General features: G+C 63.9%; 18 protein-coding genes. 4 read left to right on the top strand and 14 right to left on the bottom strand.

All coding sequences use genetic code 11. The features are described from left to right. Positions 1 to 15: 15 nt before the first annotated feature. Positions 16 to 465: a universal stress protein gene (locus APH42_RS10770; RefSeq protein WP_012274118.1), complete on the bottom strand. Its 450-nt coding sequence runs from the start codon at positions 463 to 465 to the stop codon at positions 16 to 18. 209 nt (positions 466 to 674) lie between these two features. Here APH42_RS10770 and APH42_RS10765 point away from each other — a divergent pair, with 209 nt between their 5' ends. From APH42_RS10765 to APH42_RS10750, 4 genes are all read left to right on the top strand, one after another. Then, on the top strand, positions 675 to 1,580 hold the full coding sequence (locus APH42_RS10765) for a LysR family transcriptional regulator (RefSeq protein ID WP_012274117.1): 906 nt from the start codon (positions 675 to 677) through the stop codon (positions 1,578 to 1,580). A gap of 116 nt (positions 1,581 to 1,696) precedes the next feature. Beyond that, positions 1,697 to 3,238: an MFS transporter gene (locus APH42_RS10760; protein WP_060493265.1), complete on the top strand. Its 1,542-nt coding sequence runs from the start codon at positions 1,697 to 1,699 to the stop codon at positions 3,236 to 3,238. 28 nt (positions 3,239 to 3,266) lie between these two features. Then, a complete protein-coding gene (locus APH42_RS10755; protein WP_012274115.1) occupies positions 3,267 to 4,328 on the top strand; it encodes an HlyD family secretion protein in 1,062 nt (353 codons plus the stop codon). Beyond that, positions 4,325 to 5,776, top strand: coding sequence for an efflux transporter outer membrane subunit (locus APH42_RS10750; protein WP_060493264.1), 1,452 nt, complete (start codon positions 4,325 to 4,327; stop codon positions 5,774 to 5,776). Before APH42_RS10755 ends, APH42_RS10750 begins: the two co-directional genes overlap by 4 nt. Positions 5,777 to 5,898: 122 nt before the next feature. Here APH42_RS10750 and APH42_RS10745 read toward each other — a convergent pair whose 3' ends face one another. The 13 genes from APH42_RS10745 to APH42_RS10685 all read right to left on the bottom strand — a co-directional run bounded on the left by APH42_RS10745 (position 5,899) and on the right by APH42_RS10685 (position 22,098). Beyond that, complete coding sequence (locus APH42_RS10745; RefSeq protein WP_012274113.1) at positions 5,899 to 6,711, bottom strand: SDR family oxidoreductase; 813 nt, start codon at positions 6,709 to 6,711, stop codon at positions 5,899 to 5,901. A gap of 15 nt (positions 6,712 to 6,726) precedes the next feature. Beyond that, on the bottom strand, positions 6,727 to 7,191 hold the full coding sequence (locus tag APH42_RS10740) for a hypothetical protein (protein ID WP_012274112.1): 465 nt from the start codon (positions 7,189 to 7,191) through the stop codon (positions 6,727 to 6,729). 124 nt (positions 7,192 to 7,315) lie between these two features. Continuing rightward, positions 7,316 to 8,770, bottom strand: coding sequence for a mannose-1-phosphate guanylyltransferase/mannose-6-phosphate isomerase (locus tag APH42_RS10735; protein ID WP_041166587.1), 1,455 nt, complete (start codon positions 8,768 to 8,770; stop codon positions 7,316 to 7,318). Positions 8,771 to 8,804: 34 nt separating this feature from the next. Beyond that, a complete protein-coding gene (locus APH42_RS10730; protein WP_012274110.1) occupies positions 8,805 to 9,452 on the bottom strand; it encodes an alginate O-acetyltransferase AlgF in 648 nt (215 codons plus the stop codon). Positions 9,453 to 9,472: 20 nt separating this feature from the next. Beyond that, on the bottom strand, positions 9,473 to 10,630 hold the full coding sequence (locus tag APH42_RS10725; protein ID WP_012274109.1) for an alginate O-acetyltransferase: 1,158 nt from the start codon (positions 10,628 to 10,630) through the stop codon (positions 9,473 to 9,475). Positions 10,631 to 10,640: 10 nt separating this feature from the next. Continuing rightward, positions 10,641 to 12,098, bottom strand: coding sequence for an MBOAT family protein (locus APH42_RS10720; RefSeq protein WP_012274108.1), 1,458 nt, complete (start codon positions 12,096 to 12,098; stop codon positions 10,641 to 10,643). Positions 12,099 to 12,227: 129 nt separating this feature from the next. Beyond that, on the bottom strand, positions 12,228 to 13,331 hold the full coding sequence (locus APH42_RS10715) for a mannuronate-specific alginate lyase (RefSeq protein WP_012274107.1): 1,104 nt from the start codon (positions 13,329 to 13,331) through the stop codon (positions 12,228 to 12,230). Positions 13,332 to 13,339: 8 nt separating this feature from the next. Further along, on the bottom strand, positions 13,340 to 14,779 hold the full coding sequence (locus APH42_RS10710) for an alginate O-acetyltransferase (protein ID WP_060493263.1): 1,440 nt from the start codon (positions 14,777 to 14,779) through the stop codon (positions 13,340 to 13,342). A gap of 13 nt (positions 14,780 to 14,792) precedes the next feature. Beyond that, entirely contained in the window at positions 14,793 to 16,352 is a 1,560-nt protein-coding gene (gene algG, locus APH42_RS10705) for a mannuronan 5-epimerase AlgG (protein ID WP_060493262.1), read from the bottom strand. A 22-nt stretch (positions 16,353 to 16,374) separates the two neighbouring features. Then, complete coding sequence (locus APH42_RS10700) at positions 16,375 to 17,853, bottom strand: alginate export family protein (RefSeq protein WP_060493261.1); 1,479 nt, start codon at positions 17,851 to 17,853, stop codon at positions 16,375 to 16,377. Continuing rightward, complete coding sequence (algK, locus tag APH42_RS10695) at positions 17,850 to 19,400, bottom strand: alginate biosynthesis TPR repeat lipoprotein AlgK (protein ID WP_012274103.1); 1,551 nt, start codon at positions 19,398 to 19,400, stop codon at positions 17,850 to 17,852. The genes APH42_RS10700 and algK overlap by 4 nt, the downstream gene beginning before the upstream one ends. Positions 19,401 to 19,412: 12 nt before the next feature. Then, positions 19,413 to 20,579, bottom strand: a complete 1,167-nt coding sequence (locus tag APH42_RS10690) for an alginate biosynthesis protein Alg44 (protein ID WP_012274102.1) — start codon at positions 20,577 to 20,579, stop codon at positions 19,413 to 19,415. A 37-nt stretch (positions 20,580 to 20,616) separates the two neighbouring features. Further along, positions 20,617 to 22,098, bottom strand: coding sequence for a glycosyltransferase family 2 protein (locus APH42_RS10685; RefSeq protein WP_041166586.1), 1,482 nt, complete (start codon positions 22,096 to 22,098; stop codon positions 20,617 to 20,619). Between the last annotated feature and the right edge of the window lie 62 nt (positions 22,099 to 22,160).

Here is a 22,160-nt window from a genome sequence, read left to right as displayed (position 1 = left end):
AATCTTCTGTGATTTCTACCCCGCCGCCCCCACCAACACCGGCACCTTCACCTGGTCAATCACCTTCGCGCTGATGGAAGGGTCGAGCAACCGTCCCAGCCGCGACAGGTGACGGTGGCCCATGATGATCAGCTCGCAATTGAGTTCGTGCGCCTTAGTCACGATCACATCGACCGGCTGCCCAGCCACCATGCAACCCCGGCTGGCAAAGCCGGCTTGCTGCAGTTCGCGCACGGCCTCGGTCACGGCGTGGTCGGCATGCTGCTGTTCCTCGCAGGCGGCGGGGTATTCCTCCAGCTCTTCGGTGGTATAGGGCGCTGGTTGCTCATGCACGGCGAAGGTGGAATCGATGGCCAGCAGCACGTGCAATTCGTGCTCGCCAGGGCGGCAGTAGCGGCGGGCGAGGGCCAGCAGGGCACTGGAAGCCGGGGAGGCGTCGATGGCGATCAGGACGGAGCTGGGCATGTAGGATCCTTGGCAATGGCTGGCGGGTGTATCTGCAGGATCGGCCCTTTCGCGGGCACGCCCGCGAAGAGGCCGATCCTGCCAATGCTCTATTTAAGGCCGAACACGGTCAGTGAATAAATGCCCCACAACGCACGAGCGCATTGCGTCTGGTGCAATCGAGCAACCTGTTACCATCGCCATTCCCACAGCTGTAACGGAAAACGGCCATGCAACTCCCGGACATGAACCTGCTCGTCGCCCTCGATGTCCTGCTCGACGAGGGCAGCGTGGTCGGCGCAGCTCAGCGAATGAACCTGAGCCCGGCGGCCATGAGCCGGACACTGGGGCGCATTCGCGAAGCCATGGGCGACCCGATCCTGGTGCGTGCCGGTCGTGGCCTGGTGCCCACGCCGCGGGCGCTGGCCCTGCGCGAGCAGGTGCATGGGTTGGTAGAGCAAGCCGGGCAGGTGTTCCGTAGCCGTGATGATGTCGACCTGGTGAACCTGGACCGTGCCTTCAACATACGCACCAATGACCTGTTCATCGCCCTGTACGGCGCCCAATTGCTGAGCATGATGCTGGCCCAGGCGCCGCGAACGGTGTTGCGCTTCGTCCCGGAGGGCAGCGGTGACGATGATGCGGTGCTGCGCAACGGGCATATCGATTTGATCATCAGCTCGGCCGTTGAACTTGGCCCGGAAATCAAGGTGCAGAGCCTGTTCAGCACCTACTTCGTGGGCCTGGCGCGTGTGGGGCACCCGATTTTCGACGCCCCGATCACCCCAGAGCGTTTTGCCGCCTACCCGCAGATCAGCGTATCGCGGCGCGGCCGGGCCAATGGGCCGATCGATGTGGCGTTGGCCAACCACAAGGTAGAGCGGCGGGTGGCCCTGATCACCACCAGCTTTCACTCGGCGATGTTCTCGCTGCCGGATTCGGACTTGATCCTGCCGATACCCGCCAACATCCTCAACAGTGTGCAGCGGCTGAAGCTGCCATTGCGCTCGTTCGAGATCCCGGTGCCGTTGGAGAAAGTCAATGTGAAGCAGGCGTGGCACCCGCGTTTCGACAACGACCCCGCACACCGTTGGCTGCGCCAGACGTTGAAAGCGTGTGGGCGCATTGACCCGTGATGTCGCCATTGATTGCGTCTGACGCAATATAAAACTGCCAACAAGTCAGTTTTCGTCAGCATTCGACCTTCTTAAACTTGCTCCAGCCCTGAAATTGTTGCTGGAGATGTATTCCCATGAGTTCCCTGACCGCGCCCTCTGCGGCGCTGGCCGCCGCCCCCGCGCCGGCCGCGCCTGCGCAGACGGCGTTTGGCCTGCAGGTGGTAGTGGGGCTGTTCGGTGTGTTGCTGGCCGTGCTGTGCGCAGGCCTAAACGAGTCGGTTACCAAGATTTCCCTCGCCGATATCCGCGGTGCCATGGGCATCGGTGCTGACGAAGGTGCCTGGCTGCTGGCGGTGTACAGCGCCGCCTCGGTCTCGGCCATGGCCTTTGCGCCGTGGCTGGCCACCACCTTCTCGCTGCGGCGCTTCACCATGAGCGCCATCGGCCTGTTCGCCGTGCTCGGCTTGCTGCAACCGTTCGCCCCCAACCTGCACAGCCTGATGCTGCTGCGCGTGCTGCAGGGCTTTGCTTCGGGGGCCTTGCCACCGATGCTGATGAGTGTGGCCCTGCGCTTCCTGCCACCGGGCATCAAGGTCTACGGCCTGGCCTGCTATGCGCTGACCGCCACCTTCGGCCCCAACCTTGGCACGCCGTTGGCGGGGCTGTGGACCGAGTATGTCGGTTGGCAATGGGCGTTCTGGCAGATCATTCTGCCCTCGCTGCTGGCCATCGTCTGTGTCGGCTGGGGCCTGCCGCAGGACCCGCTGCGCCTGGAACGTTTCAAGCAGTTCGATTGGCGTGGCGTGCTGCTCGGCCTGCCCGCCATCAGTTGCATCGTACTGGGCCTGTCGCTGGGCGACCGCTGGGGCTGGTTCGATTCGCCGCTGATCTGCTGGCTGCTGGGCGGTGGCCTGGTGTTGCTGGTGCTGTTCATGTTCAACGAGTGGTCCGAACCGCTGCCGTTCTTCCAGTTGCGCATGTTGCAGCGGCGCAACCTGAGTTTCGCGCTGGTGACACTGGCCGGTGTGCTGATCGTGCTCTCGGGCGTGGGCAGCATTCCTTCGGCCTACCTGGCGCAGATCCAAGGCTACCGCCCGGCACAGACCAGCCCGCTGATGATGCTGGTGGCCATGCCTCAACTGATCGCCCTGCCGCTGACGGCGGCACTGTGCAACATCCGTGCAGTGGACTGCCGCTGGGTGCTGGGTATCGGCCTGGCGATGCTGGCGGTGTCCTGTGTCGGCAGCAGCCTGCTGACCAGCGAATGGATCCGTGGCGACTTCTACCCGTTCTACCTGCTGCAGGTGTTCGGCCAGCCGATGGCCGTGCTGCCGTTGCTGATGCTGTCCACCAATGGCATGACCCCGCAGGAAGGCCCGTTCGCCTCCAGCTGGTTCAACACCGTGAAGGGCTTGGCCGCCGTGATTGCCGGTGGCCTGCTGGACGCCCTTGGCACCCTGCGCCGGCACTTCCATTCCAACCACCTGGTGGACAGCCTGGGCAACGCCCCGCTGGTCGACGACAGCGCTGCAGGCCTGGCCAAGCGCATCCACGACCAGGCGTTGGTCCTGACCTCGGCCGACCTGTACCTCGTCATGGCCTGCATTGCCGTGGCCTTGATCTGCCTGATTCCTTTCGTGCCTACCCGGGTCTATCCGCCGCGTGCGGTGGCCTGAACCCTGGATGAATTCGAGAACCGCTGAAATGACCAACAACCGCAAAACCCTGTTCATCGGCTCGGTGCTGGCCGTGGCCGTCCTGGCTGGCATCGTCGGCCCCTGGATGTTGGGCAGTGACCACCGCCAGAGCACCAATGACGCCTATGTGATCGCCGACTACACCGTGGTCGCGCCCAAAGTCGCCGGTTTCATCAAGGACGTGCTGGTGGAAGACAACCAGCAGGTCACCGCAGGCCAGTTGCTGGCGACCATCGATGCCCGTGACTACCAGGCCGCGCTGGATGCCGCGCAGGCGCAGTTGCTGGTAGCCCAGGCGCAAAGTGCCGATGCCCGTGCCACCCTGGAGCGCCAGGCAGCGCTGATTGCCCAGGCCGAGGCTGCTGTCAAAGCGGCCCAGGCCGAAGCGGCGTTCGCCGACCATGAAGTCAACCGCTACAGCCGCCTGGCCGAGCAGGGCGCCGGTACCGTGCAGAACGCCCAACAGGCGCGCAGCGGTGTCGACCAGGCCCGTGCTCGCCTGGCCAATGCCCAGGCGGCGCTGGTGGCGGCGCGCAAGCAAGTGGACATTCTCACCGCTCAGGTGGCCAGCGCCGATGGCCAGCTCAAACGTGCCGAAGCGGGGCTGGAAAAGGCTCAGCTCGACCTGTCCTACACCCGCATCACTGCACCGGTGGACGGTATGGTCGGCGAGCGTGCCCTGCGCGTCGGCGCCTACGTCAACCCAGGCGCCCGCCTGCTGTCGGTGGTGCCGTTGCAACAGGCCTATGTGGTCGGCAATTTCCAGGAAACCCAGCTGACCCACGTGCAACCGGGCCAGCCGGTGAGCATCAGCGTCGATACCTTCTCCGGCGAAAAGCTGCACGGCCATGTAGAAAGTATCGCTCCTGCCACCGGCGTCACCTTCGCTGCCGTGAAACCGGACAACGCCACCGGCAACTTCACCAAGGTGGTGCAGCGCATCCCGGTGAAAATCGTCTTCGATGACGGGCAGCCGCTGCTCAGCCGCCTACGTGTGGGCATGTCGGTGGAAGCGACCATCGACACCCGTGGTGACAAGCTGGACGGCAAAGAGGTAAGTGCACGATGAAATCGGCATTTCGCTTGAGCCCTTTATTGCTGGCCGTACTGATGGCCGGCTGCACCATGGGCCCGGACTTTCTGCGCCCCGACAGCCAGGCACCGCAACAGTGGGCGCCGCTGCAGGGTGAGGCAGCGGCCAGCCAGCCGCAGGCCGAACCGCTGGAGTTGCGCTGGTGGGAATCCTTTCACGATGCCCAGCTCAGCGCCTTGATCCAGCGCGTCGCCGAACGCAACCTCGACCTGCAGATGGCCAGCGCACGGTTGCTGCAAAGCCGTGCCCTGCGCAGCACCGTGGCCGCCGACGAAATGCCGTCGGTGGACGCCAACGCCGGCTACAGCCGCGCGCGTAACAGCGCCGAAGGCCTCAGCGACCCGTCCGGCAAAGCGGGTAAAGCGGCGTACAACCTCTGGCAAGGCGACCTGGTGGCAGGTTGGGAGTTGGACCTTTGGGGCCGCGTACGACGCCAGGTCGAGGCTGCCGATGCCAGCGTCGAAGTGGCTGAGAACGACCGCCGTGGGGTGCTGCTTGCCCTGCTGTCGGAAACCGCCGGCAACTACATCCAGCTGCGCGCGGTGCAGCACACCCTGGATGTGACGCAGGACAACCTCAAGGTTGCCCGGCACAGCCTGAAGCTGTCCGAAGACCGCCAGGCCGAAGGCGTTGCCACGCGCCTGGATGTGGCCCAGGCCAGCGCTCAGGTCGCGTCGATCGAGTCGCGACTGCCCAGCCTGGAAGCCCGCCGTGATGACCTGATCAACGCCCTCAGCCTGCTCGCTGCCGAACCGCCACGCAGTTTGCAGGCCGAATTGCTGCAGGGCGGCGAGCTGCCCGCGCCGCAGCAGAAGTTTGCCATTGGCTTGCCGTCCGAACTGGCCGAGCGCCGCCCGGACATCCGCCAGGCCGAGGCCCGCCTGCATGCCGCCACCGCCAGCATCGGTGTGGCCAAGGCAGATTTCTACCCGAGCATCCGGCTGTCGGGCAGTGTCGGTTTCCAGGCCATGCAGCTGTCTGATTTTGGTGGCTGGGATTCGCGTCGGTTTGCTTTCGGGCCGCAGCTGTCGCTGCCGATCTTCGAGGGTGGCCGGCTCAAGGGCACCCTGGAACTGCGCGAGGCGCAGCAGCAAGAGGCCGCGCTGAACTACCGCAAGGTGGTGCTGGGGGCCTGGCATGAAATTGACGATGTGCTGCGCCTGTACAACGCCAGCCAGTTGCGCCGCGACCATTTGGCCGAGGCCGTGCGGCAGAACCGCATCGCCCTGGAAACCGCCCAGCGCCAGTATGTGGAAGGGGCGGTGGACTTTCTCAATGTGCTGACAGTGCAAGGGGCATTGCTGGCCAGCGAGGAGCAGTGGATCGACAGCTCGGCAGCGGTGTCGCAGGCGCTGGTGGGGTTGTACAAGGCCTTGGGGGGTGGCTGGCAGGCGTTTGATGAGCAGCCAGCGAACAAAGCCTAGAAAGCGGGGCCGCTGTGCGGCCCATCGCGACACAAGGCCGCTCCTACAGGAGACCGCGACTGCCTGTAGGAGCGGCCTTGTGTCGCGATGGGCTGCAAAGCAGCCCCAGGGCATCCGAAAACTCAGAGCGGCCGCAGCAGCCCAAAGCGCTTGCGTAACGCCCAGTCCAGCAACCGCCGTGGCAGCAACCGGGCCATCAGCGGCAGCGCGGTACTGCCATTGCCCAACCGCACCACCCCCGGTACCGGCGACTTGCCGACTGCCGCCAACACCCCCCGGGCAAACACCGCCGCCGAAGTCGGCCTGTCCTGCGAAGCCCGCGCCCGTGCCTGCACATGCTCGCGCAGCGGCCACCACGGTGAATCCGCCGCCAGCACCTGCTCGGCCTGGCGCTGGGCATGGCTGGCGAACTGCGTGGCAATCGCCCCCGGCTGCACTTCCATCACCTGCACACCGAACGGTGCCAGCTCCAGGCGCAAGGCATCGCTCAGCGCATGCACGGCGGCTTTCGAGGCGCAGTAGGCACCGGCGAATGGCGTGACCAGCACGCCGGAGACGCTGCCGATGTTCACCACCAGGCCCCGTGAGCGGCGTAGCAGCGGGAACAGCGCACGGGTAACGCCGACTACGGCGAAGACGTTGGTTTCGAACTGCTGGCGCAGGGCATCCACGCCGCCATCGAGCAACGGGCCCATGGCGCCGTAGCCGGCGTTGTTGATCAGGATGTCGAGGCTCTCCAGTTCGTCGGCCAAGCGGGCCAGCGCCTCGCCGTCGTTCACATCCAACTGCCGGGCGGTGTAGCCGGCGGCGCTCAGTTGCTCGACATCTTCAGGCTTGCGGGCAGTGGCCCAGACGTGGTGGCCGGCATCGCGAAAAGCATCGGCCAAGGCGCGGCCGATGCCGCTGGAACAACCTGTGATCAGGACAGTGGGCATGGGAGAGGCCTTCGATTAATTGGCGAATGTACCTTGCAGATGCTCGGCACGAAATTCCAGGGTCTGTGGCCGGTACCCGGAGCGCAGCGGCGGCACCGGCAGGCAATCTTTCCACTCGGCTCCCGGCTGCAACTCACCCGGTCCACGGTAACGCGGTGCGTTGTAGGTATTCTCGGCCAGGTTCACGGTATCGCCCGGCGCATACGCCGCTACCCGCCAACGAAGTTCGGTGAGCGGGGCCTTGTTGCCGTTTTTCATGCGTACCTGCAGGGCGCGGTCGGCAGGGCACTGCTCGGGGGCGTAGCTCAGGCGCAGGTCCAGGCGGGCCAATTGCGAGGCTTCGCGGTTTTCCTGCCAGGCAACGAACAGGGCTACCAGGCCCAGGCCACACACGGCGGCCAGCGAAATCGGCAGGGCCTTGGCCGGGTAGCGCAACAGCAGCACCAGCCAGGTGAGGATGAGGAAGGCACCGATGATCATTGGGCTTGAAGACCTTGGTTGCGCGGGGTCTGACCATCGTAGCCTGAAATGGGGGAGGGCTCAAAAGCGCGAGGGCTTCGCCCTCGTGTCGAGAAAGGGCCGCAAAGCGGCCCCAGGGGTTTACTTACTGCGCAATCGTCTTGACCGAAACACCTCGCTCCACCGGCGTCGATGTCCGGCCATACACATCCTCGAAGCGCTCGATGTCATCCTCGCCCAAATAACTGCCGGACTGCACTTCGATGATCTCCAGCGGGATCTTGCCTGGGTTGCGCAGGCGGTGCACCGATGCGATCGGGATGTAGGTCGACTGGTTCTCGGTCAGCAGGAACACGTTCTCGTCGCAGGTGACCTCGGCGGTGCCGGACACCACGATCCAGTGCTCGGCGCGGTGGTGGTGCATCTGCAGCGACAGGCTGGCACCCGGCTTGACGGTGATGTGCTTGACCTGGAAGCGGCCACCCATGTCCACCGAGTCGTACGAGCCCCACGGGCGATACACTTCCAGGTGGTTCTGGGTTTCAGTGCGACCCTGTTCGTCTAGGGTCTTGACCATCTGCTTGACGCCCTGGACCTTGTCCTTGTGGGCAATCATCATGGCGTCCTTGGTTTCGACCACCACGATGTTTTCCAGGCCGATCACCGACACCAGCTTGCCGTTGCCGTGGATCATGCAATTGCGGCTGTCCTGCACCACCACGTCGCCCTTGGTGACGTTGCCGTTGTCGTCCTTCTCGTGCACTTCCCACAGCGATGACCAGCAGCCCACGTCGCTCCAGCCGGCCGACATCGGCACTACGCAGGCGCGCTGGGTTTTTTCCATCACCGCGTAGTCGATGGAGTTGTCCGGGCAGCAGGCGAAGGTGGCTTCGTCGATGCTCAGCACATCGCCGTCTTCCTCGCTGCGCTCCAGCGCCAGCACGCAGGTGTCGTAGATGTCGCCGTCGTGCTTTTTCAGCTCTTCGAGGAAGCGGCTGGCGCGGAACAGGAACATGCCGCTGTTCCAGAAGTAGCCACCGGCCTGGACGAACTCGGCGGCGCGTTTCTCATCGGGTTTCTCGACAAACTGGGCCACGCGTGCCACGCCTTCGGGCAGCAGGGCATCCTGGCTGGAGCGGATGTAGCCGTAGCCGGTTTCCGGCTTGGTCGCCGGCACGCCGAACAGCACCATCTCGCCACGCTCGGCGGCGATGGTGGCCAGGGCCAGGGCGCGCTGCAGGGCCTTCTGGTCGTCGATCACGTGGTCGGCTGGCAGTACCAGCATCAGCTCGTCGCGGCCTTCGTTGACCAGTTTCATGGCGGCCATGGCCACGGCCGGCGCGGTGTTACGGCCGAACGGCTCCATCAGGATGCCTTGGGTTTCCAGCTTCAGCGCAGCCAGCTGTTCCTGGACGATGAACTTGTGGTCCTTGTTGCAGACCACGATCGGTGTGTCCATGCCTTCGAACGCCAGGCGCTCGATGGTTTGCTGGAACAGGGTGTGTTCGCCGGTCAGGGCCAGGAACTGTTTTGGGAACTGCTTGCGCGACAGAGGCCACAGACGCGAACCGCTACCACCAGAAAGAATTACCGGGATCATCATGTTTCTCCAATAGTCGTTAAAGGCAGGGGGATCAGTTGCTAGCCACGGGGCGAGTTACCCACACCGGCGACAAGGCGTTGCCGGAACCCGTTACATACAGCACGGCGGCTTCGCCGCGCTCCAGGGCGACGGGTTTCACGTCACCCACTTTCTTGTCACCTTGGTACAGCGCCAGGTTGACCTTGACCGGGTTGATTTCGCGTTCGCCCCGGCCGTTTGCGGCCACCGGCTTGACCACTTCGGTCTTGCCGTCGGCGGTTTTCAGGGTCAGCTGCTGGTCGCTCAGGTTCTGCACGCGCACCAGGGCTTTCTGCTTGTTCTTGAACGGTGGTTCTTCGATCAACTGCGGGTTGCCGCTGCTGCTGTTGACCAGGGTGTAGTACTTGTCCGAGGCCAGCTTGACCGGCACGCTCTTGCCGCCGACCTGGGCTGTGTAGTCGCCGCCTGGCAGGAAGCTGAAGTCGCTGCTGGCCTGGGCGCCAACCTGCTTGATCTGGGTGTTGCCGACCGAGGCGGCGGCCGGTGCGCTGGCCGCGTTGTACAGGCGCACGAAGGTCGAGCCTTTCGGCGCGCTCGGGCCATACAGCGCGGCATCCGCGCCGGCGAAGGCCTGCATGGAAGCAAGGGACAGGCCGGCCGCGAGGGTGAGGGCTTTGGCAATGGAAGTCTTGGTAGTCATGTGCGTTTCCTCTCTATCGATCAGTGGCGCGTCTGGTTGGACGACAAGGCCAGGTTTTCTTCGGTTTTACGGGTGTTCTTCAGCTGCGCGATCCACTGCGGATCGAAACTGCTGAGGTCGTTTTTCATGGGCAGATAACGCTCGGGGAATTCCCACACCACCACTTGCGGTGCGGCGTTTTTAAAGGCATCGCTTTGCAGGTACTTGAGCATTGGCAGCAGCGGGCCATGGCCGTCTTCTGCGTAGTTGGCGACGTCGCTGTTCAGGGCCTGCTGCAGGGCACCAAGGAAGTTCCAGTGCGGGTTGGCGCTGTAGCTGGTACCCACCAGCGCAACCGGAATCTGCTTATCGGCGAACAGTGCGTCCCCCGCGTCACCCTCGGCATCGACCGGGCGGGTGGTGCGCTGCTGCAGGTTGTCCGGGGCCGGCAACAGGTTGCTGAACAAAGGGTCCAGTGGCAGGAAGTTGGTCAGGTCGCCTTTGTAGGGCGCGGTGCTGCCAGCTTCGGTGACGAAGGTTTGCGGGTCACCGTTGAGCAGGTTCTGCCGGCTTACCGCCTCGGCCAGCGTCTGGGCGGCGACTTCGGCGCCCATTGGTGTCCAGTGGGTGTCGGTGCGCAGGAATACCTGGCCGCGGGCTTTGGCTTGTTCCATGGCCGCTTGCAGGTCTGGGGCGAACACGTTGGCCTGGCGTACCTGGGCGTGGAACTGGTTGTACAGGTCATCGTGCAGGCTGGCCGGTTGCTCTTTGCCCAGGTATTCCGAATAGAGGCGCGCCTTGGCCGGGATGATCGCCAGCACCAGCTGGCTACCGTGCTGCTGCAAGGTGTCGCGCACGCCACGGATCAGCGCCAGGTTTTCCTGCATCAGTTGTTCGGCACCGGCGGTGGGCTTGAACTCTTCGTCGCTGAACAACCACTGGTCGCGGCCCAGTACCACACCGGGTCGGCCCTCGTTGAACAGCTTGAAGTCCATGGCCGCCCAAAGGTTCGTGCCCAGGCGCTTGATCGGGAACTCGTCGTCGTAGTGGGTCTCGGCGGCCTTGGCCAGCTTGCCGTTGAGCAGGGTCATCTGCTCGGTGCGCTGAAAGCTTTGCAGGCCACCGGTGGACCACACGCCCATGCCCACCAGCAAGCCAAGGAACGACAAGGAATAAGTGATGCGTAATGTGCGGTTCATGTCATCGGCCTCAGAACTGGAAGTACAGGAACGGCGAGTAGCTCTGCGCCGAAAGCTTGAGGATCGAGGCGACGAACAGCAGCAGAATCAGGGCGCGGGTCATCACCCGGGTCCAGTCCAGGCCGATCGAGCCATCGCTGTTCACCTGCACCGGGGTTGCCTTGGGCGTCGGTTTGGCATTGCGGTAGAAGTCGCGTAGGCCGAAGAACGCCAGGGTGAGGTAGGCGATGACCAGGGTCGCCACCTGTAGGCCGGTCAGCTGGGCACTGTTGAGTTCCGACAGCTGCCAGTCGCCGAAGCTGAACATGGCGCCGTACATGCGGCCGGCCACGTGCAGGTTCTCGGCGCGGAAGATCACCCAGCCGACCACCACCAGCAGGAAGGTGAAGGCCCATTTGACCGGGTTGAAGCGCTGCGGGTTGGTGTCGATGCCCAGCGCGCGTTCGATGGCCAGCCACATGCCGTGCCAGGCGCCCCAGATGATGTAAGTGAAGTTGGCACCGTGCCACAGGCCGCCCAGCAGCATGGTCAGGAACAGGTTGCGGTAGGTGTTGAAGGTGCCTTTGCGGTTACCGCCCAGGGTGATGTACAGGTAGTCGCGCAGCCAGGTCGACAGGCTGATGTGCCAGCGCCGCCAGAACTCGGTGATCGATTGGCTGATGTATGGCTGCTTGAAGTTCTCCATGAAGCGGAATCCCATCATCAGGCCCAGGCCGATGGCCATGTCGCTGTAGCCGCTGAAGTCGAAGTACAGCTGTGCGGTGTACGCCAGCGCGCCCAGCCAGGCATCGCCCGTGGTCGGGTTTTGCAGGGCGAAGCAGTGGTCGGCGACCACGGCCAGGGTGTCGGCGATGAACACTTTCTTGATGAAGCCCTGCATGAAGCGGGTGCAGCCTTCGGAAAACTTGTCCAGGGTGTGGGTGCGGTTGTTGAATTGCTCGACCAGGTCCTTGAAGCGCAGCACGGGGCCTGCGATCAGGTGCGGGAAGATGGCCACGAACGCGGCGAAGTCGATCAGGTTGCGAGTAGCCGGGGTGTCGCCACGGTAGACGTCGATGATGTAGCTGATCGACTCGAAGATGTAGAACGAGATACCGATCGGCAGCAGCACGTGGGTGAGGATGAACGGCTCAAGGCCGAACGAGGCCATGATCGCGTTGAGGCTGTCGACGCCGAAGTTGGCGTACTTGAAGTAGCCGAGAATCGCCAGGTCGACACCCACGCCAAGCAGCAGCCAGCGCTGGGCGGGCTTGGTGCGCACACCGGCGGCACCCACTTTGAGGCCGATCCAGTAATTCCACAGGGTGACCCCGGCGAACAGGGCCAGGAAGTCCACCCGCCACCAGGCATAGAAGATGTAGCTGGCGATCAGCAGCAGCAGGTTGCGATAACGTTGCCCGCTCAGGTAGTACAGGCCGAGGAAGATCGGCAAGAACAGGAACAGGAACACGTTGGACGAGAAGACCATCCCGGTTCTCCTAATTTGTTCACAGCATCCAGGGCAAAGCGCCCCCCAAACCCCCCAGCAAAAAGCTGGAGGAAACCGTTGTCACTTCATTCCTGATGGGCCGCAAAGCGGCCCTAACCCAGGCGACATCTATTTCTTGCTCTCTGCGTTCGGGTCGTAGACCCGGGTCAGGTCGCCGCCCAGCCGGAAGCTGTTGAACGGCTGCATGCCGTGCTTGCGCTGCAGGGTGTCGCCGACGCAGTGGTACAGTTCGCACCAGGGTTCGAGCCAGGCATACTTGCTGTCGACCTTGAGGTCCTTCATGTCCTGCTTCTCGCCGGTGCGGGCCTTGAACTGGCTCGGGTCGCGGGCACCGGCCAGTACGCCTTCACCCAGACGCTGCAGGGCGAAGTTGTTCTCTTTGCGCAGGTCCACGCCATTGGCCTGGGCAAAGCTGGCAATCATCGCCAGGGGCGGCAGGGCATAGTTGTGGTAGGCCAGTGCGCGCTGCTTGCGCTTGATTTCGTTGGGCAGAAAGCCCTGGTCATCCACCTGGTTGGCGCCCACCTTGTATTCCTTCACGGCCCAGTCGAACAGGTCGCGACGGTCGGTGGCGACAGCGGTCGCCATGACCGACCAGGCCGCCCAGTAGCTGTGGTTGTTGATCTTCTCCAGCGGCAGGTCGCTCCAGTCGCGCACGGTCTGTTCAGCCAGGCGGGCGAACCATTTTTCGATGACTTCGGCTTCAGCCTGGTGCGCGGCCAGCGGCTGCGAGTGGGAGAACTTCAGGCGCAGCCACGAGCCGCTCATGCTGCCCAGTGCCCATTTGCGCATCGACTTGCCGGTGTGGTTGTAGTCGGTGGACAGCAATGCGTCGGCGCGTGCCCAAGTGCCCAGCCAGGCCAAGGTGCAATCGAGCTGCGCCGGGCGGCCATCGCGCATGTACTGGCCAACCATCTTGCTCACGCCTTTCTCAAGCGTGGTGATGTCTTCGGTCGACTTGCGGAAGGCCTTTTCCGAGGCAACATTGAGCGTTGCCCGCGCCTTGTCAGAGCCTTCGTATTTGCTGCGAAACTGCAACGCGCCGGTGTACGGCTTGGGCGCCGCTTCGCAGCGGAAATTGCCGTCGCCGGTCTTGAGCTTTTCGATCCCCTCGTAGTAACCCTGCGGGGGTACCAGCGCAGCGTGCGCGGCACCGCCAAACAGGGCCAAAGCGAGCAGGGCGGGGCTGGAAATTCGCTTCAATAGGGTCATGGATCGCCTCACTGGCCGGCCTGCGCGGTCTGCGCAGGCACGGCGAATTTGTTGCGTTTGCAGAGCTTGGCCTCGACCTTCTGGGTGCCGCTTTCCGGCCCCTGTACCTCGAACGCCAGCAGGCCCTGGCTGGCCCAGTCTTCGTCTTCACGCATTTGGAAGACGAAGCGGCCGTCGGTGTCGGAGGTTTCCGGTTTTTCCAGCTTGATGTCCTCGTGGCGGCCGTTGAGGTACCAGAGGGTGGCTTGCAACACCTTCACCGACGGGTCTTCGAACTTCACGTCCATCTGCAGGTTGCGGTTGATCAAGTCTTTGATCACGCCGCCCTTGCCGTTGACCATCAGCTCGTTCTTGCCGGGCTTGAGGGTGGTGCTGGCGCTCATCAGGGCAGGGCGGTCGTCGCAGCCGTCATCGAGCAGGCCAAGGATTTGCCGCCAGATGGTTTCCTGGTCCAGGCGGTACAGCGGGGAGAACTCCCACACCAGGATCTTCGGCGGGTGCTTCTGGAATTCCTCGCTGCCCAGGTACTGGATCATCGAGCCCTCCAGGCCACCGCCAGGGAAGGCGACGTTGAGCACGTCGGCGCCGATGTATTGCTCGAGGAAGCCCGAGAAGTTGTAGTTCTTGCCACTGTGGCTGGTGCCGACCAGGGTGATCTGCGCGTTGCCGCCGTCACCGAACAGGTCGTCGCCGCCGCTCGAACCTTTCGGCTCGGTGGCGAACTGGTCCATGTACTGCACCGCGTAGCTGGTGCTGCACAGCTGGCCGGCTACGTTATGCAGGGTGCCGGTCTTGCCCATGCGCCCGGACTTCTTGGTCTCGAATTCCTTGCGCGGTATGCCTTCGAAGGCCGGCATCTTGTGCACGGTGTCGGCCACGATTTTTGCCGCGCGCTCGGCGCCATAGGGCGTCCAGTGCTGGTCGCCACGGAAGTAGAAGTCCTTGCCCTGGTCGGCGGCGGCCAGTTGCTCGTTGGTCAGCGGCGACAGGTCGGGCACGTTGTAGCCCATGCTGGCGAAGCGCTTGAGCATGGCCTGGTAGTTGCCCAGGGCCTTTGGGTAGTCGAAGGCGGCTTTCTCGGCCGGGTTGAGCATGTTGCGGTTCACCAGGCCACGGGTCGGCTGGTACACCACCACCAGTTCCACGCCACGCTTCTTGAAAGCGTCGTGCACTTGTTGCAGGCGCTTGTAGCCGGCCGGGGTGGTGGTGAACTCGGTGCGCAGGTCTTCGCGGGTACGGAACAGCCAGTCACCCTTGGCCTGCACCAGCGTGGTGAAGTTCTGCTGGTAGCGGGTGGTGTAGCGGCTGGCATCGTGCGCTTCGGGGCACAGCTGGCAGCAGGGCTCGGCGCTGAAGGTCGGGGCCTTGACGTCTTCGGCGCGCACGCCCTGGCTGATCGCCAGAAGGGCGGCGGACAGGCCCAGCAGTTTCATCAGGTGTGGAGTCATGGTCTGGGCTTCCTTAATCGATCATTTCGGTCTGGCGTTCGACCGGGTCGATCAGCACAGCCTTCTGCTGGCGTACCAGCAGGTCGAGGATTTCGTCCTGGCGCTCGCCCAGCACGCCATTGAGGCTGATGCCGCTGGCCTTGCGTGGGGCGAGCATGGACACCTTGTACAGTTCGACCGACAGCGGCGAGTCGATCGACAGCGGGCCGGAGCCGTTGGCCGCCAGCTCGCCACCCACCACGATCAGCGACACCTTGGTGTCGAACGGGTCGAGGGCAATATCGCGGTCGGTGTCGGACAGGTCCTTGATGTGGCCGTACACGCCGACCAGGCCGTTGGCCATGGCGACGTTTTCGTACAGACGAATGTTCACGCTGTTGCGCACGCGGATGCCGTGGCGGCGGTTGTTGATCAGCTTGTTGCCCCAGATCAGGTTGTCGCCACTTTCGTACAGGGTGATGCCGTCGGTGTGGTTGCGGTAAATCTCGTTGTAGGCCACCAAGTTGTTGACGCTGTTACGGTCGATCACTACGCCCGAGAGCTTGTTGTCGTAGCTCTTGTTGTTGATGATCCAGCTGTCGTTGACCTCACGCGAAACGATGATGCCGTGCTTCTTCTTGGTGCCGTACACCGTGTTGCCGGCGATGATCAGGCGGTGCGAGCGGTCGTGCGGGTCGATGCCGTAGACGATGTTGTCGCGGTAGGTGCTGTCCTTGACCACGAAATCCTGGGTTTCGTAGCAATAGAAGCCGTACCACATGTCGCTGAATTCCGAGCCGATGATCCAGCCGGTGGGTTCCGGGCGGCCCATGCGCTTGGCCATGTTCGGCGTGTACTGCGAAATGCTCACGCCATACGACTTGGACTTGGCGTAGCCGAAGCTGGCCATCCTGGTGTTGACGATGTAGGTCTCGGTGCCGCCCCACGACAGCAGGAACGGGCGGAATTCCTTGGGCGAGCGGAAGGTGGCCGGGCCATTGTCCTTTTCCCGCCAGCCGGTCACCTGGGTGTCGGTGACGAACAGCTTGCCGTCGTTGACCAGGAACGAACCGCCCTCCTGGGACAGGCGCAACTGCTTGACCTTGCCGTCGATCTCGAGGATGCCCTTTTGCCCGACCACGATCGGCAGGCGCGCCAGGTACACACCGGGCTCGATTTCGCTGAGGTACTGTTTGGGCACCTTCTTGCTCAGCTCGACCAGGTCGACATGGCCGTCATCGACGAAGATCGCCTGCGGAATGCCGTGCTGGCGCTGCACCCACTCGGCTGCCTTGTTGTCGCCGCCGACGAACTCCTTGAGGGTGTCCTCCTGGAACATGCGGCGCAGGCTGACCTTGCCTTTGTGGCTACGGTCGATCTTCTTCTGCACCGCCTCGGCGGTGAAACCGGTCAAGTCGGGCAGCTTTGGCGGGTCCATCTGCAGCGGTTCGATCGGTGCGCTGGCCACTGTGTAGGTCTTGGCCTGCTGCAGCTCCTTGGCGATCACCTGGGGTTCTGCGGCAGCGACCAGGCCGCTGGCCAGCAGCAAGGCGCTGGCCAACAGGCTGTGACGTAAGTGCGGGTGAAGGTTCATAACGGTCAGTCCCCTACCGGCCTCAGAAGCGCCAGATCACATCGACGAAGGCGCGGTGCATGTACGAGTCCGCTTCCTTGCCGTAGGCATCGCCCGGCTTGAATACACCGGCACGCAGGCGCACCAGAGCGGACGGCTCGTCGATGGCCTGGCTCATCGATGCCGGCAGTAGGCCTTGCTTGAAGTACTTGGTCACGACCACGTCCATTTCCTGGCCAAGGTCTTTTTCGCCGTCGACCAGCGGGCGGTTCACGCCGTTGTCGTTGACCACCGCGTTGATGCCGCTGGAGCCGATGTTCTGGTTACCGTCGACCCGCCAGAATTTGTGGTAGATCAGGCTGGCGTCGTAGTCGTCGCGCAGCTGCCAGGAGGCGAACAGGGTGGCTGCCTGCAAGTTGCCCAGCTCGCCACGGAAAGCTTCGCCGAAGCGGTGCACGCGCGAGCGGGTGCCGGTGAAGTTGGAGCGGTTGCTCTCAAGGCCGGTCTGCTCGAAGTTGTTCGAGCCGTCGTCGCCACCACCGCCGCTGCCACGGGCGTAGGCCGCACCGACCTGCCATTGCGGGTCCAGGCGCAGGCGAATGCCAAGGTCGGTGGCCCATGCATTGACGTCGCCGCTCTGCTTGCCGGTGGCAACCTGATCGTTGCCGACGGCCTGGCTGCTGAGGGTGTCGCGGTCACCGGTCAGCCAGGTGACGCTACCCCAGTAGTTGACGGTGTGGTCGTTGCGCCAGTTGTAGGCGTCGCTGTTGGCTTCCAGGCCCAGCCAGGTCAAGTCGCCAGTGCGGGTCTTGTCCAGCGCGTCGACGGTTTCGCCGGGTTTTTTCAGGCTGCCGCTGTCGTGCGTATGGTGTGCCCGCACGCCAACCCAATGGCCAGGCGTCCACTGCGTGGCGACGTTGCCGTAGATGTGGGTGCGGTCCTTGTCTTCCGGGGCCAGTTCGGTGAGGTCAGTGCGGTACTCGCTGAAGCGCTGGGCCACGCCCAGGTCGGCCTTGAGCAGGGTGGTGTCGAAGGTCCAGTTCAATGCTTCGATGTTGGTGTCGCGCCACATGCCATCGTCGCTGCGCAGGCGCTGGCGGCCGAAGCGCAGTTGCTCGCCGGGGTAGGCGGTGAGGCCGCTGTAGCCGACCCAGAACTCGCGCATGGCCAGGTAGCTTTTGTCCGGCTGGCGGCTATCGTCGCCGGTTTCGGTGCTGGTGCCGTCGTCGTTCTGGCGCAGGGTGTCGGTTTCGATGGTGTCGGTGGCGGCGACGGCCTGGCCCATGGCATAGGCACTCCAGTTACCGCGCTCGCCGTACACCCAAGGGCGCAGGTCCAGGCCCAGGCCGTTGACGTCTCCGCCAGGGCGGGTGCCCAGGTCGCGGTCGTCTTCCGACTGGCCGGTGATTTTCACGTCCAGGCCAAAATTCTTTTCAGCGGTCATTTCCGCCAGGGTCGGGCAGGACCACAGCAGGGCGAAGCTCAGGCCGATGCCGGCTTTCACGAAGGGATTGAGCGTCATAGCGAGTCCTCACCGTCTACTTCTTTTTCGTCGTCTTGCAGGGCTTCGAGGGCCAGGGTGCTGTTCGCGCCCTGCGCCATGCTGCCGCGTGCGCGCTTTTCCTGGCCCAACAGTTGCTGGGCCTGGCTGCGCTGGTCAGGCGTGAGTTGCTGGTCGAGTTGCTGCAGCAGTTCGCTCGATTGCGGCGTCGGGTTGGCCTGCGACAGCTGGGCGAACACCCAGGCGTTGCCCGGTTGCGGGCGGATGCCGTGGCCTTCGCTGAACAGCTGGGCCAGGGCATAGTCGGCGCTGTTCTGCCCACCACGGGCGGCGGCCAGCAGGTGATCGACGGCTTTCTGCGGCTCGACATTGCCCAGGTAGCCACGGCGGTACAGCTGGCCCAGGTAGTAATGGGCGCTGATTTCGCCAGCGTCGGCGGCGGCTTGCAGGTGCTGCTCGGCTTTTTTCGCGTCGGCTGGCAGGGTTTTGCCTTCGTAGTACAGGCGGCCCAGCAACAGTTCGGCGCGTGGTTGTTCGGCCTCGCGGCCCTTGTCGATGTAAGCCATTAGCTGGTCGGTATCGCCCAGTTCGGGGAAGTCGTACAGCAGTTGCGCCAGGCTGACCCAGGATGCCGGGTTGGCGGGGGCCACCTGCTCAAGCAGGTCCTTGGCGGTTTTCTCGTCGGTCTGGCCAAGGCTGCGGTCGGCCAGCACCCGGGCAACGCTGTCGACCCGAGTGGCCGGCACCGCGCCACGGGCGTAGGCGGACTTCAACTGGGCGAGCAGGGCGGCTTGCTGGTCGGCCTGGCCACGCTTCTGGTACACGGTGGCCAGTTCGACGTAGCAGATGTCGGTGCTGTTCAGGGCGGCCTTGCAGATCTTCTCCACGTCGCCCAGGTGCTGGTCGTAGGTGCCCTGGGTGCGGTACAGCAGCACTTGGGCCAGGCCCGCTTCCGGGTTGCCGGCGGCGCGCCATTGGTCGATCTGCTGCTGCGCATTGACCTTGGGGAAGCTCTGCGGGTAGCTGAGGTAGAGCATTGCCAGCGGAATCAGGGTATTGCTTTCGCCCTGCTTCGCAGCCTGCTTGAGCAGGGTTTCGGCTTCTTCGCGTTCGGCCTGGGTGCTGTCGGGCTTGGCCACCAGCAGGCGGCCAAGGCGCGCCTGGGCACGGGGCGAAGTGGCCGCCGCTGCGCGGTAGGTGGCCTCGGCTTCCTTGATTTGCGATGGGTCGCGGGTGGCCACCTTGATGTCTGCCAGGCCTACTTGTGCTTCGCTGTAGCCCAGGTCGGCCAGGGCCTTGTAGTTGCGCTCGGCCAAAGCCGTGTCGCCGCGCTTCATGGCTTCGTTGGCCAGGCGCTGGTCAGGCAGGCCGGCACAGCCGGCCAGGGTAATGGCCAGGGCGAGTGTGCACCATGCGAATGGGCGAGCGCTGCGCGCTCGATCGCGACGCAAGGCCGCTCCTACAGGTTGAGTGCCAGGCGACAGATGGGAGAACGACTCGGACCCTGTAGGAGCGGCCTTGTGTCGCGATCGAGGGCAAAGCCCTCGCAACGGCGGCATGCTAGTCATCGCAAGTTCCTCTTACAGCCCACGGGCCACTGCTTTGTCGATCAGCCAGTTCATAGACGGGCCACGGTCGCTGTTGACCGAAGCCGGGCGGCCGGCCAGTTCGGCGGGCATTCCAGTGTCAGGCTTGATCTGCACGCGGATGTCGGAGGACAGGTCTTCGCTGTTGAGGCTGGTGCTGCTGACGATCTGGCCGGTGCGCACTTCGTCTTCGCCGGCGACCTGGAAGTTGACCCGGGTACCCGGCTTGACCTCGTCGAACTGGCGGTAGCTGAAGCGGGCCTCGACCATCGGCGTGGTGGTGCGCGGGATCAGCTGGAAGATCGCCTGGCCTTTGGCTGCGTACTGGCCATCGTCCACCAACTGGCGGGCGACCACGCAATCGCAGGGGCTGGTGAGGGTGCCGGACAGCTGCTTGCCGAACAGTTCTTCGATCTTCGCCGGCTCCAGCTGTGCGTCTTCAAGGTTGCCCTTGAGCATGTCCAGCATGCTGGTGGTGAAGCTGGCCAGTGGCGCGCCCTTGGCGATCTGCCCGCCACTTTCGACCAGGCTGCTCACAGTGCCGTCGCGCGGCATGGTGACGGTGGTGGTCGGTACCGCGACCACACCCGCTTCGGCATGGCTGACGAAGTACATGCCGTACAGCGACTTGGCGACGAAGCCAAAAGCTGCAACGCCGACCACGAACACGCCGAGGGTGACGGTAACGGCCTTGAGCCGGCCGAAGGCGCTCAGGCCAGAACCACCGTCCTTCTGCTTGCGCGCCTTGGTGAAGTTGTCGCGCTGCAGGGTACTGAGCACGTCGCCGATGCTGATCAGCTCACCGGACAGGTGGCTGGTGATGATGTGCCGCAGCGTGGCGATGTCGCGTGGTTCAAGGTTCTGGAACTGCGCGCCGGTACGGCCATTGTCCGGGTTGTACGAGCGCACCTGGAACTCGATGTCGATCGACAGGCCCAGGTTGTCGACCACGAACTGCAGGCGCCCGCGCAGTACATCGCCTACCGTCAGCTGCTGCTTGGTGTGGAAGCTCAGGCCACCGGCGGAAAGGTCGTCGACCTTCACTTCGTGGGTCTGGCGCTGGGCGTCCAGGAAGCGCAGCTTGGCGGGAATGCGTACCCGGGCGTGTTGGCGCTGGGCTTCGGACTCATGCACGACATTGACGTTCACGGCGGTATTCATGGTGGTTTGTTCCTGTTAGATCCGATCCGGGTTGGGCTCACACGACCATGAACAGCACAGCAACGAAGATGCTGGCAGCCGAGAAGGTCATGGTCCGCGAGGACCAGGTGTTGAACCATTGTTGAAAGCTGGCGAGGTCACGCTTGAGGGCAGTGGGCTGACGCGTCCACGACTGTTTGTCGAGGCGGAAGAACACGTAGATCTTCATCAGCGCGCCGATGATCTGGTTGTAATAGAGAATCAGCGGGTAGGCCGGGCCTACGTTGTGGCCGGAGCACAGCAGCATGATGGTGAGGATCAGGCGGGTAATGCCGATCCACAGCAGGTACACCAGCAGGAAGGCCAGGCCGAACTTGAGGCTGGCGATCACCGCCACGGTCAGGCCCAGCAGGCTGGTCCACATCGACACGCGCTGGTCGAACAGCACGATGCTGGTGAACAACCCCAGGCGGCCCAGGCCCAGGCCCAGTGCGCGGGAGTTCTGCCGCAGGTTGTTGCCGTACCAGCGGTACATCAGCTTGCGGCTGGCTTTGAAGAAGCTTTTTTCCGGCGGGTGCTCGACCGTGTTGATGGCCGCGTCCGGCACGTAGAACGTGTCGTAGCCCAGGCGCATCAGGCTGAACCAGCTGGACTTGTCGTCACCGGTGAGGAACTTGAAGCGGCCCAGGCGCCAGTGCATCAGCGAGTCGCTTTCAACATCGGCGATGAATTCGGGGTTGGTCACCACGCTGGCGCGGAACATCGACATGCGGCCGGTCATGGTCAGCACGCGCTTGCTCAGTGCCATCGAGCACATGTTGATGTGGCGCTGGGCGAAGCGCAGCTTGTGCCACTCGCTCATGATGTAGCCGCCGCGCACCTCGCAGAATTCGTTGGTGGTCAGGCCACCGACGTTGGGGAACAGCTTGAACCACGGTACGGTCTTGCGTACCACGCCATCGGCCAGCACGGTGTCCCCGTCGATCACCGCCACCACGGCGTTCTCGTCCGGCAGCATGCGTGAGATGGCGCGGAAGCCGTAGGCCAGGCCATCGCGCTTGCCGGTGCCGGCGATGCGCACGATGTCCAGCTTCACATGGGCTGGTGGGTTGTATTTGGCCCACAGGCTTTTCACCAGCAGCTCATCGGACATTTCCACCAGCGAGCAGACCACGGTGGTGGGGAAGCCGCAGTTGATCGCCTCGCGGATCACCGAGCTGTACACCTGGGCGGTGGTCAGCGCTTCGATGCGGAAGCTGGTCACCATCAGGTAAACGTGCGACGGGTCGGCAGCAGTGCCCATTTTCTGCACCTTGCGGCGCAGGTACGGGTACACGCCGTAGAGGAAGATCATGCCGCGGATGAAATGGGTGGCGCCCATGGAATAGCGCCAGATGCCGACTGCGCCGACCAGGAAGATGAAGTGCTTCGATTGCGAGTCGAAGATATCGGCTGGCAGGGCCAGGGCGATCAGCATGAGCAGGCTCATGTAGAGCAGCCACCCGGCGCACTGCAACAGCACGGTCTGGAGCCTTTGCATGTTCAGCATCCGTCGAGAATTCGGGGGAGGGTGGGCAGCGCAAGTGGGGAGGGCTTGCGCTG

Source organism: Pseudomonas sp. NBRC 111140, assembly GCF_001320885.1.
GTDB classification, from domain to species: Bacteria; Pseudomonadota; Gammaproteobacteria; order Pseudomonadales; family Pseudomonadaceae; genus Aquipseudomonas; species Aquipseudomonas putida_P.
The sequence above is the reverse complement of the archived record's forward strand: the minus strand, read 5'-3'. Positions and strand labels throughout refer to the sequence as shown.